We start from the raw sequence: 13,761 nt of genomic DNA, 5'->3' as shown, positions 1-13,761 counted from the left end.
TGGTCTGTTCCATTCTTTGCGAGACAATTCATGCTAAATCAAATCAGCGCGCCCAAGCAGAACCTTAGTGTCAGCGATCCCAAAGTGCGTGCGTGGCTCTTCCAGATCATCACCGTTGTGGCAGTGGTCTCGCTGGGCTGGTACTTATTCAACAACACCCAAACCAACCTTCAGCACAGGGGCATTACTTCCGGCTTCGATTTTCTTGAACGCAGTGCCGGTTTCGGTATTGCTCAGCACCTGCTCGACTACATCGACTCGGACAGTTATGCCCGAGTCTTTGTGATCGGGCTACTTAATACGTTACTGGTGAGTGCAATCGGGGTGGTCCTGGCGACCATTCTTGGCTTCATCATCGGTGTAGCGCGTCTATCGCCCAACTGGATGATCAACAAGCTGGCGGCCGTGTATGTGGAAGTATTTCGCAACATCCCGCCGCTCCTGCAAATCCTGTTCTGGTATTTCGCGGTTTTCCTGGCCATGCCAGGGCCACGTGCCAGTCACCAGTTCGGCGACACGTTCTTTATTAGCAATCGTGGTCTTAACATGCCGGCAGCCTTGGCAGCGGACGGCTTCTGGCCGTTTGTTGTCAGTGTCGTAGGGGCAATCATTGCCATTGTGCTAATGACCCGTTGGGCCAACAAACGCTTTGAAACGACCGGCATAGCGTTTCACTCATTCTGGGCAGGATTGGGTTTGTTACTGGTGATTCCGGGGCTGTGCATGCTGATCGCCGGTTCGCCGGTGCATTGGGAAATGCCAGAGCTCAAGGGCTTCAACTTTGTCGGTGGCTGGGTGTTGATCCCTGAATTGCTGGCCTTGACCATCGCGCTGACGGTATACACCGCCGCTTTTATTGCCGAAATCGTGCGCTCAGGGATCAAGTCGGTCAGTCATGGCCAAACCGAAGCCGCTCATTCACTGGGCCTGCGCCCGGGGCCAACGTTGCGCAAGGTAATCATCCCGCAGGCGCTGCGCGTGATCATTCCGCCGCTGACCAGTCAATACCTCAACCTGGTGAAAAACTCATCGTTGGCGGCGGGTATCGGTTATCCGGAAATGGTTTCCCTGTTTGCCGGCACGGTGCTGAACCAGACCGGGCAAGCGATTGAAGTCATCGCCATTACCATGAGCGTTTATCTGGCGATCAGCATCAGCATTTCGCTGCTGATGAACGGGTACAACACGCGCATTGCGCTGGTCGAGAAGTAAGGAAAGCCCCATGAGTTCCCATATTTTCAAACCTGATATGCCGCCACCCGACAAGGTCTTCGGGCCGGTGGCGTGGATGCGCGCCAATCTGTTCTCCAGTTGGCTCAATACCCTGATGACTTTTTTGGCGCTCTACCTGATCTACCTGATGGTGCCACCGCTCCTGCATTGGGCCATTTTCGACGCGAACTGGGTTGGTACTACCCGCGCCGACTGCACCCGAGAGGGTGCCTGCTGGGTGTTTATCCAGCAGCGTTGGGGGCAGTTCATGTACGGCTACTACCCCGGTGACCTGCGCTGGCGTGTCGATCTGACCGTGTGCTTGGCCATCATTGGCGTAGCACCTTTATTCATCTCGCGCTTTACGCGCAAGGCGGTCTACGGACTGAGCTTTTTGGTGCTTTACCCCGTCATCGCCTACGTCCTGCTGCACGGCGGGATCTTCAGCCTGACCAGCGTGCAGACCAGCCAATGGGGCGGTCTGATGCTGACGTTAGTGATCGCCACCGTCGGCATCGCCGGTGCACTTCCATTGGGCATTCTGCTGGCGTTGGGACGGCGTTCAAACATGCCGGCGATTCGTGTGGTGTGTGTGACGTTTATCGAGTTCTGGCGCGGCGTGCCACTCATTACCGTGCTGTTTATGTCGTCGGTGATGCTGCCGTTGTTTCTGCCCGAGGGCATGAACTTCGACAAATTGCTGCGTGCTTTGATTGGCGTAATCCTGTTTCAGTCGGCCTATGTGGCCGAAGTGGTGCGCGGAGGGTTGCAGGCCATTCCCAAGGGTCAGTACGAAGCCGCGGCGGCGATGGGACTGGGTTACTGGCGCAGCATGGGCCTGGTGATTTTGCCTCAGGCCCTGAAGATGGTGATACCAGGGATCGTCAACACGTTTATCGCGTTGTTCAAGGACACCAGCCTGGTAATCATCATCGGCCTGTTCGACCTGCTCAACAGCGTCAAGCAAGCCGCCGCCGACCCTAAATGGCTGGGCATGGCGACTGAAGGCTATGTGTTCGCGGCTTTGGTGTTCTGGATTTTCTGTTTTGGCATGTCGCGTTATTCCATGCATTTGGAACGCAAACTCGACACAGGCCATAAGCGTTAGGAGTTTTCTGATGAGTGAAGTAATCAAACAACCTGTGAACCCTGAAGGCATTATCCAAATGCAGGGCGTCAACAAGTGGTACGACCAGTTCCATGTGTTGAAAGACATCAACCTGAGCGTCAAACAGGGCGAGCGTATCGTACTGTGCGGCCCATCGGGTTCCGGCAAGTCCACTACCATCCGATGCCTTAACCGCCTCGAAGAGCATCAGCAGGGCCGTATCGTGGTCGATGGCGTGGAGCTGACCAACGACCTCAAACAGATCGAAACGATCCGCCGTGAAGTGGGCATGGTGTTTCAGCACTTCAATCTGTTCCCGCACCTGACCATTTTGCAGAACTGCACGCTGGCACCGATGTGGGTGCGCAAAATACCCAAGCGTCAGGCCGAAGAAATCGCCATGCATTACCTGGAGCGCGTGCGCATTCCAGAACAGGCGCACAAGTTCCCGGGGCAACTGTCCGGCGGCCAGCAGCAGCGGGTGGCAATTGCCCGTGCGCTGTGTATGAAGCCAACGATCATGCTGTTCGATGAGCCGACTTCGGCACTCGACCCGGAAATGGTGAAAGAGGTGCTTGATACTATGATCGGCCTGGCCGAAGACGGCATGACCATGCTCTGCGTCACCCATGAAATGGGCTTTGCGCGCACGGTGGCCAACCGAGTGATCTTCATGGATAAAGGTGAGATCGTGGAACAGGCTGCGCCGAATGAATTTTTTGAGAACCCGCAAAATGATCGGACCCAGCTGTTCTTAAACCAGATTTTGCACTAAGTCACTGACGATACAGGCCAGTTCTGTTGCACGCTTGCTCGGCGAACGCCTATCAACATAACGCGAACCAGGCCCGATCACGGAAACCCTCTTGAGGTGCAGACCGCCTCACGAGGGGCATCCCGTGAACAGTCATTGCGCGGTCAGCCCTGATCCGCATGCCTTTGAGTTCATCTTCCAAAGGGAGATTGAGCGTGACAGTAATCGCGAACCTTGCAGTACTGCCAGGATTCTCATCGGGTAGGCCAACTGGCTGATCGCACTGACGTAGCCGTTTGTTGCTTGCCTGCAAAACCATCCCTGAGAGTACGACGGGTTGGTCCAGGGAAAATGTGTTCACGTCTGACCCGCAAACGTGGGTGACGACCTGAAGCACTGCCGTGTTAGCGGGTGACTTCGATTGGGCTTACGCAGGGGCCCGAGATCCACACTTTGGAGATCCAACCTGGGGCCAACCCTACGGTCACGCCTTTGCGGTAACCGGTGATCCATTTGGAGTCGAACGTACAAAAGGCTTTTTCGGGCTTGACCATGGCCTGCTGAATGGCCTCTGAGATCACGATATAAGCCACGTAAGTTTGCGGCTCGACCAACGATTGCCAGCGCAGGTAGATCAAGCGCGGCACCTCGGCACCGTAAACATATTTGCCGGCTCCCCACCCAAGGTAATGCCGGGGGCCAGTTCCTCTTCTTCGTCCTCTTCCTCAAGTTCGGCATCGGCATTGACGGCTCGGCGGGCCAGAGGGGCATCGGCGTCATCACACCCGGGCGATCACTATGGTCACCACCCATTACCTGTCCTCTGAGGTGTTGGTTGGGGATCAAGCGTGGCGCAGGGCGGCACAGGCATTTGCACAAGTCGCTTTCCAGTGCGGCCTGCCGATCACCCAGTAACTCATTATGGCGCGGGCCGCAAAGGACGATGACGCCCGTCCTGCCACACGCAGGGCAATCGATGCTGTCACCTTCGCGGGCCAGGATTTGGCCGTTGAGCTTCATCAGTTCCCAGCCCGTGACAACAACACCGCCAACGGTGGTCGTGGCCCCGACGGTTATGTTCATGCGCTTGATACGCAGCCACCGGGCATCGCCTTACCTGGGTGCGCAAGTCACAAGGAAGACAAACAGGTAAATCCACAGGGGGTTCGGGATGGGCGTCATGTCGGCACTCGAGTTTAGGATGCTGTTCGATGACTGCCATTTCGCCAGCAACCGTCGCCCAGCCAGTATGCCGAGGAGGTGCAGAATCACTCGGTAAAGAAGCTCCGTTTGGCTTGTAGGCTGCGTAGCTTTCCGAGTGTTGGGTTCGTTTAAACCTGCGGCAATACAGGCAGGTTTTCAGCAGCCATAAAAAAAACCCGCACTTCTTTCGAAGGCGGGGTTTTTCAGGTCTGGAGGTCTTAGTGCGCGTAAGTCAGTAGCAACTCAGTCGGCACTTTAAAGTCCAGGGACATCATGACGCTCAGGGCGGTGATGGTGAAGATCGAGAACACGAACAGCTTGCGTGCCCACACCTTGTCGTCGACGGCTCTGTAGCCGGTCCACGCCATGTACAGCCAGTACATGCCCATCGCGGCGGCCACGGCCATGTAGCTCATACCGGCGTAACCGCCGAGAGTGAGCATCAGGGTCGCGATCAGGAACGCGAGGATGTAGAGCAGGATGTGCTTCTTGGCCACTTTGATCCCGCGCTTCACTGGCAACACCGGAATCGATGCAGCCAGGTAATCGTTGAAGCGGAAGATCGCGATAGCGTAGGAATGCGGCATCTGCCACAAGCTGAACATCACCAGCAAGGTCAGTGCGGCCATGTCGAAGTGATTGCTCACGGCGACGTAGCCAATGACCGGCGGCATTGCACCCGACAGACTGCCGATAAGCGTGCCGTGAACCGACTTGCGCTTAAAGTACAGGCTGTACAAACCAACGTAGATCACGAAGCCAATCGCCGCGAACAAAGCCGCCAGCGGGTTGGCTACGCGATACAGCAGCACAAGCCCTGCAACCCCCAGCAAGGTGGCGTAAACCAACGCCACCTTGGGGGAGATCAGGCCTTGAACCAGTACGCGGTTCTTGGTGCGGTCCATCTTGATGTCGATGTCGCGGTCGATGCAGTTGTTAAACACACAACCGGACGCCACCACCAAGGAGGTGCCAATCACCGCAGCCAGGAACAGGGCAAGATCAAAATGCCCCTTCGAGGCCAGGAAGAACCCGCCTGCCACAGAAAGCACGTTACCGAAAATGATCCCCGGTTTGGTGATTTGGATAAAGTGCTTAAAGGACATCGGGTTTACCTCACTTCGCCATCATTTCAGCGTGGATGCTGAACATAATCCACAGGGACAAGCCCACCAGCAGAACAATAACCAGCGCCGAGAAGATCAGCGCTGCAACGCTGTTGCGTTGCTCTGGGGAACGGTCCATGTGCAGGAAGTACACCAGGTGAACAACAACCTGGATCACTGCGGTCAACAGAACGATCGCCAGCGTGGTCGATTTGGCCAGGATCGGGTTCATCACCAGCCAGAACGGAATTGCGGTCAGGATCACCGACAAGATGAAGCCAGTTGCGTAGGACTTCACGCTGCCGTGGTTCGCGCCGTCAGAATGTGCGTTAGCCATTTACAGAGTCCCCATCAGGTAAACAACGGTGAATACGCAGATCCACACCACGTCCAGGAAGTGCCAGAACAGGCTCAGGCAGCTCAGACGCGTCTTGTTGGTCGAAGTCAGGCCGTGTTGGTTGACCTGATACATCATGATCGCCATCCAGATCAGACCGCAGGTCACGTGCAGACCGTGGGTACCGACCAGGGTGAAGAAGGCCGACAGGAAGCCGCTACGGTGTGGACCGTAACCTTCGGAGATCAACAGGTGGAACTCGTTGATTTCCATGCCGATAAAGCCGGCACCCAGCAGGAAGGTAATGGCCAGCCAGCCCAGCACGCCGCCTTTGTTGCCTTTGTAGAACGCGAGCATGGCAAAGCCATACGTGATCGAACTGAACAGCAGCAGTGCGGTTTCACCCAGCACGTATGGCAGTTCGAAAATGTCGTGGCCCGACGGGCCACCCGCTACGTTACCCACCAGTACTGCGTATACCGCGAAGAGCGATGCAAAGATGATGCAGTCGGTCATCAGGTAGAGCCAGAAACCGAATACGGTAGTCTCGCCCGCGTCGTGATGGTGGTCATCGTGCCCATGATCATGGGCGTGTCCAGCATTGGTCGCTATGTTCGACATGGTTTATGCCTGTCCCAACTTGGTTTCAACACGGTCGGCCGGAATTGCTTTGGCGGCCAACAGACGCTTGTGCTGCTCGGCTTCGATGCGCTCGATGGTTTCCACCGGCACCATGTAGCCTTGGTCATCACGTGCAGCGTGGATAACGAAGTACACAACGGTACCCACCAGGCTCGCGATAGCCAGCCACCAGATGTGCCAGATCATTGCGAAACCGAACACGGTCAGCAGTGCACCCATGACCACACCGGTAGCGGTGTTGTTAGGCATGTGGATCGGCGCGTACTTGGCCGGAGCCTTGTAAGCAGTACCGTCTTCTTTGGCTTCGGTGAATGCGTCAATACCGTGAACGGTTGGCACAACAGCGAAGTTGTAGAACGGAGGTGGCGACGAAGTCGACCATTCCAGGGTGTGGCCATTCCACGGGTCACCGAAGTCGCAACGGTTTTCTGGCTTGTTACGGTCACGAACCGACACGAACAGCTGGATCAACTGGCAAGCGATACCCACAGCAATCAGAGCAGCACCTACAGCAGCAACGTACAGGTAAGGCACCCACTCAGGGTTGGTCGTGGCGTTCAGACGACGAGTCATGCCCATGAAGCCCAGTGCGTAGAGCGGCATGAAAGCGATGAAGAAGCCGATGATCCAGAACCAGAATGCAGCTTTGCCCCACTTCTCGTTCAGTTTGAAGCCGAACGCTTTAGGGAAGTAGAACGCGAAACCAGCGATGTAACCGAATACAGCACCACCGATGATTACGTTGTGGAAGTGAGCAATTACGAACAGGCTGTTGTGCAGAACGAAGTCAGCACCCGGAATGGCCAGCAGTACGCCGGTCATACCACCGATGGCGAAAGTCACCATGAAGCCCAGAGTCCACATGATCTGGCTGGTGAATTGCAGACGACCACGGTAGATGGTGAATAGCCAGTTAAATAGCTTCACACCCGTCGGGATGGAGATCAGCATCGTCGCCAGACCGAAGAAGGCGTTAACGCTTGCACCCGAACCCATGGTGAAGAAGTGGTGCAGCCAAACCATGAAGCCCAGTACCGAGATCGCGCCAGAGGCGTAGACCATCGAGTGGTGACCGAACAGGCGTTTGCCCGTGAAGGTGGAGACCACTTCAGAGAAGATACCGAACGCTGGCAGGATGAGGATGTACACCTCAGGGTGACCCCACGCCCAGAACAGGTTCACGTACATCATTGGATTGCCACCAAGTTCGTTGGTGAAAATGTGGAAATCCAGGTAACGGTCAAGCGTCAGCAGTGCCAGGGTAGCGGTCAGGATCGGGAACGAAGCCACGATCAGGACGTTTGCCCAGGTGCAGGTCCAGGTGAAGATAGGCATGTCCATCAGTTTCATGCCTGGAGCACGCATTTTCAGCACGGTTGCCAGGAAGTTGACCCCGGTTAACGTCGTACCTAGCCCTGATAACTGTAGCGCCCAGATGTAGTAGTCCACACCCACGCCAGGACTGTATTGCAAGCCCGACAGCGGCGGATACGCAACCCAACCGGTTTTGGCGAACTCGCCGACGCCCAGCGATACGTTAACCAGTACCACGCCGGACACCAGCAGCCAGAAGCTGAGGGAGTTCAGGAACGGATAGGCAACGTCACGCGCGCCGATCTGCAGCGGCACTGCAAGGTTCATCAGGCCGGTGAAGAATGGCATCGCCATGAAGATGATCATGATCACACCGTGAGCGGTGAAGATCTGGTCATAGTGTTCAGGTGGCAGGTAGCCAGGCGAACCCTCGGTGGCCATGGCCAACTGGGTACGCATCATCACGGCGTCAGCAAAGCCACGCAGCAGCATGACCATGGCAACGATGATGTACATCACGCCGATTTTCTTGTGGTCGACTGACGTCAGCCATTCGGTCCACAAGTAGTTCCACTTCTTGAAATACGTGATTGCAGCTACGAGCGCCAACCCGCCGAGCAGAATCATAGCGACGGTAACCATCACTATCGGCTCGTGGAACGGTATGGCGTCCAGACTTAATTTACCAAACATCGTTTACTCCTCTGCCCCGGCAGCTGAATTCGAGGTGTTGTCCAAGCTTTGGGTCCCGGACTCTTCTTTCTTCTCGTGCTTCACAAACTTGCCCGGGTTCATGCCTTCGTACTTGTCGATGATGAGCTGGAACAGGTTTGGTGTGACAGAAGAATAGAGTTCAACAGGGTTGTTTTCGCTCGGCTTCTCCAACGCAGCGTATTCAGCGTTATCAAGCTGTTTAGGTGACGCTTTGACTTCATCTACCCAGGCGTTGAAATCAGCCTCGGAGGTCGCGATCGCCTTGAATTTCATGCCAGTGAAGCCAGCGCCGCTGTAGTTGGCCGAAATGCCGTCCATCTCTGCGTTTTTGTTGGCAATCAAATGCAGCTGAGTCGTCATACCCGCCATGGCGTAGATCTGACCACCCAGACCTGGAATGAAGAACGAGTTCATCACAGAGTCAGAGGTAATGCGGAAGTTAATAGGCGTGTTGGCTGGGAACACGATCTTGTTAACGGTAGCGATACCTTGCTCTGGATAGATGAACACCCATTTCCAGTCCAGTGCCACCACTTGAATAGTGACCGGCTTGACGTCGGACTCGAGCGGACGATAAGGGTCCAGCGCGTGGGTCGACTTATAGGTAATCACGCCCAGGGCGATGATGATGAGAATTGGCACAGTCCAGATCACAACTTCGATCTTGGTGGAGTGCGACCATTTTGGAGCGTAGGTGGCGTTTTTGTTCGACGCGCGATACTTCCACGCGAAGATCAGGGTCATCAAGATGACCGGGACCACGACCAGGAGCATCAGCAATGTTGCAGTGATGATCAGATTCCGCTCTTCGATCCCTACCTGCCCCACCGGATCAAGCAGTGTCATATTGCAGCCTCCCAGCAGCAACGTGCCGAAAAGTGGCAATAAGCCAAGGAGTCTGGGGTACCTTTTTTTAGTCATCTCACGACCTCTAAAACAGCTTGCACAATGCAGTTGGTTTTTTTCGCCAACACTTCACCCTACCAAGGGTTGGCTCTTTTCCGGGCTTGAATAAATGCCTGCTCATCACCTTCAGGTGAATACGCAATCCCGGGTTAGCAGTGATTTCTTATTCGATACGTGGTCAATCGCCTTACTACAGACAATTCCATTTGTGGCGGAACTTAGAAGGGTTGCCAGTACCTGGGAGTCGCATGTGACGCCTGTTGTGAACTGCCCAGACGACCTCCGACTACCCGCTTGGGCTCGAAGGCGAGCAGGCTGGACGTTCAGTGCAGGCGATTGTAGTTAGGAAGCTCTCTACAAACCATGTCTCATCCAGAAATAATTCTTCTCGGCTCCAGTAACAATGCCTCACTATTGTTACCCATTGCGGTCACATATGCCTCACTAAAGTGCCTGTAGCACGTCAAAAGCCCGCTACTGATATGCCCCTTTTTGGCGCACAACGTGGGCTGACCAATTGCCCCAAACGCCCAAGCAAAGAGGCTTACAGCCGATTCCCATGGAGACGTCGACGGGTCATTTCAATCATCTGATCCGCAAAAAATACGTTCGTCGGCTAAATCGCTCTGAACGTAATTCGTACTCACCTGTCCTACAGAAATCGCCCTCTGCGACACTTTTGCCGTGACAATATGTCGCACAAGTCAGCTATCACTTTAGTGGGTCGATTCACATCCTGTTGACATTTTTGCGCGGACAAAAAAACGCCCCGCATTTTCAGGAAAAGTGCGGGGCGGCTCAAGCCAAACTTGGCGGTTTAGCTGTGTTTTTTGCGGTTCCGGTAAATACCCAGCGGTACCAGCACGCTGGTCAGCACAAACGCCACCAGCGCCCATTGCGCCAGCGACAGGCCGAACACCGGCGGATAAGGCGTCGAGCAGAAGCCCTCGACCTGAAAGCCCAGCGGGAACACCGTGGCCAGCGGCAAGCCGTCGACAATCGGTTGCAGCACGTCTATTCCGCAGCTCACGGCTGGGTGGGCCAGGATAAAGACGTGACGCCCCGCCGCGATCACACCGCCAATCGCACTGAGCACCACCAGCACCTCAAAGATCGTGAGGCTGCGCCGGGTTGGCATCGCTGCCCCTATAAAGGCAAAAATTGCGATCAGCAGCAACGCATAGCGTTGCAAGATGCACAGCGGGCACGGTGCCTCGCCGAGCACAATCTGCATGTACAAAGCGCCACCAATCAGCGCCAGACAGATAACCCCGAGCAAGACCAAAAAACGCTTCTCGCGGCTCAGTCGTATCATTTCATCCGTCATCCTGCTTCCCTTTGCCAGGTTATTTTGGAGTTAAGCCGCAGCCACTAAGGCGCGCAGTTTACACCCAGAACATCGACCTGAATGTAGGAGAACTGTGCAGGCAAGGTGTCGCAGAAGGATTAATAGATGATTAACTCGTCGCACATAAACCCGTAGTCGCCGGCGAAGGCTGCGTAGGGTTACACAGTAACCCCTTATCTCAAGGCCCTGCGCACCCCTCTTTATCGCGACAACGACGTATTCAACCCCGCCGCTTACTCCAGCGCCGCAGCCGGCCCGAAGAACTCATAGCGACTTTGCTGCTCAGGTACGCCCAAAGCTTTGAGCTGACGCTTAACGGCGCCCATAAAGCCTATAGGCCCCAGAAAATACGCATCGACATCGCGCTCCTGCCCTAACCAGCCACCCAAGACTTCCTCCGTCAGCAGCCCTACATGGTCAGCCAACGGATCCGCCTCTTCATAGCAATAGAAACGCTGCAACTGAGGATGCTGCGCAGCCAGTTCCTCGATCCAGCCACGGAAAGCATGCGCCCGGGCATTTCGTGCACAGTGGATAAAACGAATCGGGCGCTGAGTGGCCAGCGCGGCCTCCAGCATCGACAGCGTTGGCGTGATGCCCACCCCGCCACTGATCAAGACCAGCGGTTTGTCACTTGGGGTCAGGGTGAACTCACCCGCAGGCGGGAACAGGTCCACGATGTCACCCACTTGCAGACGGTCATGCAGGAAGTTGGACACCACCCCGCCCGCTTCGCGCTTGACGCTTATGCGGTAGCGGCCCACTTGTGCCAGCGCCGACAACGAATAGTTCCGACGCACTTCTTCGCCATCGATGTTGAGCTTGAGGCCGATGTACTGGCCGGGTTCAAACTCAAGGATCGGCTGCTGGTCGACTGGGCGGAAGTAGAACGAGGTAATTTCGGCGCTCTCTTCAATTTTGGCCGCCAATTTGAAGGCACGGGCACCGCGCCATCCACCCGGTGCGGCGGCCTTTTCGTCGTAGATGGCCGCTTCAGCGCCGATCAGAATATCCGCCAGTTGGTTATAGGCTGCGCCCCAGGCCGCCAACACTTGCGGGGTCGCAATGTCGCTGCCCAGCACTTCCTCGATGGCACGCAGCAAGCAACTGCCGACAATCGGGTAGTGCTCCGGCAGGATTTGCAGCGCAACGTGCTTGTTGATAATGCGCGCGACCAGGTCACCCAACTGGTCCAGTTGGTCAATGTGACGGGCATACATGAGTACGCCATTAGCCAATGCCCGAGGCTGAGCGCCGCTGGCCTGGTTGGCCTGATTGAACAGTGGGCGCACCTGCGGGTACTCGGTGAGCATCATCTGGTAGAAATGCGTCATCAACGCCTCACCACCACTTTCGAGCAGTGGCACAGTGGATTTAACGATGGCGCGATCTTGAGCAGTAAGCATAAGGTTGACTCCTGAGCACATAGAGAAAAGCTAATTAGCTCTTTACCATCAGTTTCCGTGCCAACAATAAAACCTTTTAAATTCAGCAAGTTAAAAACCAAATAGTCATATTGACTGCATCTGATCTATAGTCACTTCGACTACACGAGGTCAAAATGACTGCAAAACAACTCCTCACTGCCCTGCTACCGCTGGTCGCGGACCTTTCACGCGAACTGCCCGAAAGCGAACGTTATCGGCGCTTGTTACAAGCCATGCGCGCCGTACTTCCCTGCGATGCGGCCGCCCTGTTGCGCCTCGAGGGTGAATGGCTGGTGCCGCTGGCCGTGGACGGTCTGAGCCTCGATACCTTGGGCCGGCGCTTTAAAATCAGCGAGCACCCGCGCTTTGAAATACTGCTACGCGGCCCCGGCCCCACGCGCTTCCCCAGCGACTGCGAACTGCCCGACCCGTACGACGGGCTGGTCGACGGGTTGGCTGAACACCTGGAGATACACGACTGCATGGGTTGCCCGCTGTTCGTCGACGAGCGGCCCTGGGGCCTGCTGACCCTTGATGCACTGGCCCCTGAACGTTTTGAACCTATTGAGCTGGATGCCTTGCAGGCTTTTGCCAGTCTGGCGGCTGCCACGGTCAATGTGGCCCAGCGCATTGAACGTTTGGCCTTGCGTGTCGCCGATGAACAGCAAAAGGCCGAACTGTATCGCCAAGCCCATTCATTGCCCAACAAAGAGCTGATTGGCCAGAGCAAAGCCATTAAACACTTGCTCGAAGAGATTGCATTGGTGGGCAACAGCGACCTGACCGTGCTGATCACCGGCGAAACCGGGGTTGGCAAGGAACTGGTCGCTCAGGCCATTCATGCTGCATCCCCGCGCGCCGACAAGCCGATGATCAGCCTCAACTGCGCGGCCTTGCCCGACACCCTGGTCGAAAGCGAACTGTTCGGCCATGTGCGGGGGGCCTTTACCGGCGCCACCAGCGACCGCCGTGGCAAGTTTGAACTGGCCAATGGCGGCACGTTGTTTCTGGACGAAGTGGGTGAGTTGTCACTGACGGTCCAGGCCAAACTGCTGCGCGTGCTGCAAAGCGGGCAGTTGCAGCGCCTGGGCTCGGACCAGGAGCATCGGGTGGATGTGCGCCTGATTGCCGCGACCAACCGCGACCTCGCTGAAGAAGTGCGCAGCGGCCGCTATCGCGCCGACTTCTATCATCGCTTGAGCGTCTACCCACTCAACGTCCCGGCCCTGCGCGATCGCGGGCGCGATGTGTTGCTGCTGAGCGGCTTCTTTCTCGAACAAAACCGCTCACGCATGGGCCTGGGCAGCTTGCGCCTGAGCCCCGACGCCCAGGCCGCGCTGCTGCATTACACCTGGCCGGGCAACGTACGTGAACTGGAACACTTGATAGGCCGCAGCACCCTCAAGGCCTTGGGCAATTGCAAGACCCGACCGCGCATCCTGACCCTGACGGCTGCCGACCTGGACTTGCCGACGCCCCAGGACGGTCCCGTCGTGACAGAGCAAGCACCGTTACCGCCGATCATCGGCGACTTGCGCCAGGCCACAGAAAACTACCAACGCCAATTGATCAGCGCCTGCCTTGAACGCCATCAACACAACTGGGCCAGCGCCGCTCGTGAACTGGGTCTGGACCGGGCAAACCTGGGCCGAATGGCCAAGCGCCTGGGCTTGAAATAACCCTTCTTATC

At 56.2% G+C, this 13,761-nt stretch carries 11 protein-coding genes and 2 pseudogenes; 4 read left to right on the top strand and 9 right to left on the bottom strand.

The window, feature by feature from the left end; genetic code table 11:
- Positions 1-30 precede the first annotated feature (30 nt).
- The 3 genes from NTD86_RS02615 to NTD86_RS02605 are packed head-to-tail and all read left to right on the top strand — an operon-like array spanning position 31 to position 3,095.
- Complete coding sequence (locus tag NTD86_RS02615) at positions 31-1,212, top strand: amino acid ABC transporter permease (protein WP_262200593.1); 1,182 nt, start codon at positions 31-33, stop codon at positions 1,210-1,212.
- Between the two features lie 10 nt (positions 1,213-1,222).
- Positions 1,223-2,320 carry an amino acid ABC transporter permease gene (locus NTD86_RS02610; protein WP_262200592.1) on the top strand — a complete coding sequence of 366 codons (1,098 nt, stop codon included), beginning with the start codon at positions 1,223-1,225 and terminating at the stop codon, positions 2,318-2,320.
- Between the two features lie 10 nt (positions 2,321-2,330).
- Positions 2,331-3,095: an amino acid ABC transporter ATP-binding protein gene (locus NTD86_RS02605; RefSeq protein ID WP_262200591.1), complete on the top strand. Its 765-nt coding sequence runs from the start codon at positions 2,331-2,333 to the stop codon at positions 3,093-3,095.
- Positions 3,096-3,481: 386 nt separating this feature from the next.
- On the opposite strand, the pseudogene NTD86_RS02600 reads toward NTD86_RS02605, so the two are convergent.
- The 9 genes and pseudogenes from NTD86_RS02600 to hmpA form a co-directional block, all read right to left on the bottom strand.
- Positions 3,482-3,757: pseudogene (locus tag NTD86_RS02600) on the bottom strand (DUF2931 family protein); the annotation flags it as partial.
- 190 nt (positions 3,758-3,947) lie between these two features.
- Positions 3,948-4,157, bottom strand: a pseudogene (locus NTD86_RS02595) (PAAR domain-containing protein); the annotation flags it as partial.
- Between the two features lie 338 nt (positions 4,158-4,495).
- Entirely contained in the window at positions 4,496-5,383 is an 888-nt protein-coding gene (cyoE, locus tag NTD86_RS02590) for a heme o synthase (RefSeq protein ID WP_262200590.1), read from the bottom strand.
- A 10-nt stretch (positions 5,384-5,393) separates the two neighbouring features.
- On the bottom strand, positions 5,394-5,720 hold the full coding sequence (gene cyoD, locus NTD86_RS02585; RefSeq protein WP_262126393.1) for a cytochrome o ubiquinol oxidase subunit IV: 327 nt from the start codon (positions 5,718-5,720) through the stop codon (positions 5,394-5,396).
- The gene (locus NTD86_RS02580; RefSeq protein ID WP_048367147.1) at positions 5,721-6,341 is read right to left on the bottom strand and encodes a cytochrome o ubiquinol oxidase subunit III; all 621 of its coding nucleotides are present in this window, start codon (positions 6,339-6,341) and stop codon (positions 5,721-5,723) included.
- Positions 6,342-6,344: 3 nt separating this feature from the next.
- Positions 6,345-8,369 (bottom strand): cytochrome o ubiquinol oxidase subunit I, encoded by a 2,025-nt coding sequence (cyoB, locus tag NTD86_RS02575; protein ID WP_262200589.1) that lies wholly within the window; start codon positions 8,367-8,369, stop codon positions 6,345-6,347.
- 3 nt (positions 8,370-8,372) lie between these two features.
- A complete protein-coding gene (gene cyoA / locus NTD86_RS02570; protein WP_262200588.1) occupies positions 8,373-9,311 on the bottom strand; it encodes a ubiquinol oxidase subunit II in 939 nt (312 codons plus the stop codon).
- A gap of 802 nt (positions 9,312-10,113) precedes the next feature.
- Positions 10,114-10,623: a disulfide bond formation protein B gene (locus tag NTD86_RS02565; protein ID WP_262200587.1), complete on the bottom strand. Its 510-nt coding sequence runs from the start codon at positions 10,621-10,623 to the stop codon at positions 10,114-10,116.
- Positions 10,624-10,877: 254 nt separating this feature from the next.
- Positions 10,878-12,050 (bottom strand): NO-inducible flavohemoprotein, encoded by a 1,173-nt coding sequence (gene hmpA, locus NTD86_RS02560; protein ID WP_262200586.1) that lies wholly within the window; start codon positions 12,048-12,050, stop codon positions 10,878-10,880.
- A gap of 155 nt (positions 12,051-12,205) precedes the next feature.
- Between hmpA and norR the strand changes: the two genes are divergently transcribed.
- Complete coding sequence (gene norR / locus NTD86_RS02555; protein WP_262200585.1) at positions 12,206-13,750, top strand: nitric oxide reductase transcriptional regulator NorR; 1,545 nt, start codon at positions 12,206-12,208, stop codon at positions 13,748-13,750.
- Positions 13,751-13,761: the final 11 nt, after the last annotated feature.

Origin of the sequence: Pseudomonas sp. 7P_10.2_Bac1 (assembly GCF_025465935.1) — a bacterium.
Taxonomy (GTDB): domain Bacteria; phylum Pseudomonadota; class Gammaproteobacteria; order Pseudomonadales; family Pseudomonadaceae; genus Aquipseudomonas.
The sequence above is the reverse complement of the archived record's forward strand: the minus strand, read 5'-3'. Positions and strand labels throughout refer to the sequence as shown.

Coding starts and splice junctions, on each gene's coding strand:
- NTD86_RS02580 (WP_048367147.1), bottom strand. CDS start 6,341: ATGTCGAACATAGCGACCAATGCTGGACACGCCCATGATCATGGGCAC.
- norR (WP_262200585.1), top strand. CDS start 12,206: ATGACTGCAAAACAACTCCTCACTGCCCTGCTACCGCTGGTCGCGGAC.
- NTD86_RS02565 (WP_262200587.1), bottom strand. CDS start 10,623: ATGACGGATGAAATGATACGACTGAGCCGCGAGAAGCGTTTTTTGGTC.
- NTD86_RS02615 (WP_262200593.1), top strand. CDS start 31: ATGCTAAATCAAATCAGCGCGCCCAAGCAGAACCTTAGTGTCAGCGAT.
- NTD86_RS02610 (WP_262200592.1), top strand. CDS start 1,223: ATGAGTTCCCATATTTTCAAACCTGATATGCCGCCACCCGACAAGGTC.
- cyoE (WP_262200590.1), bottom strand. CDS start 5,383: ATGTCCTTTAAGCACTTTATCCAAATCACCAAACCGGGGATCATTTTC.
- cyoA (WP_262200588.1), bottom strand. CDS start 9,311: ATGACTAAAAAAAGGTACCCCAGACTCCTTGGCTTATTGCCACTTTTC.
- cyoB (WP_262200589.1), bottom strand. CDS start 8,369: ATGTTTGGTAAATTAAGTCTGGACGCCATACCGTTCCACGAGCCGATA.
- NTD86_RS02605 (WP_262200591.1), top strand. CDS start 2,331: ATGAGTGAAGTAATCAAACAACCTGTGAACCCTGAAGGCATTATCCAA.
- cyoD (WP_262126393.1), bottom strand. CDS start 5,720: ATGGCTAACGCACATTCTGACGGCGCGAACCACGGCAGCGTGAAGTCC.
- hmpA (WP_262200586.1), bottom strand. CDS start 12,050: ATGCTTACTGCTCAAGATCGCGCCATCGTTAAATCCACTGTGCCACTG.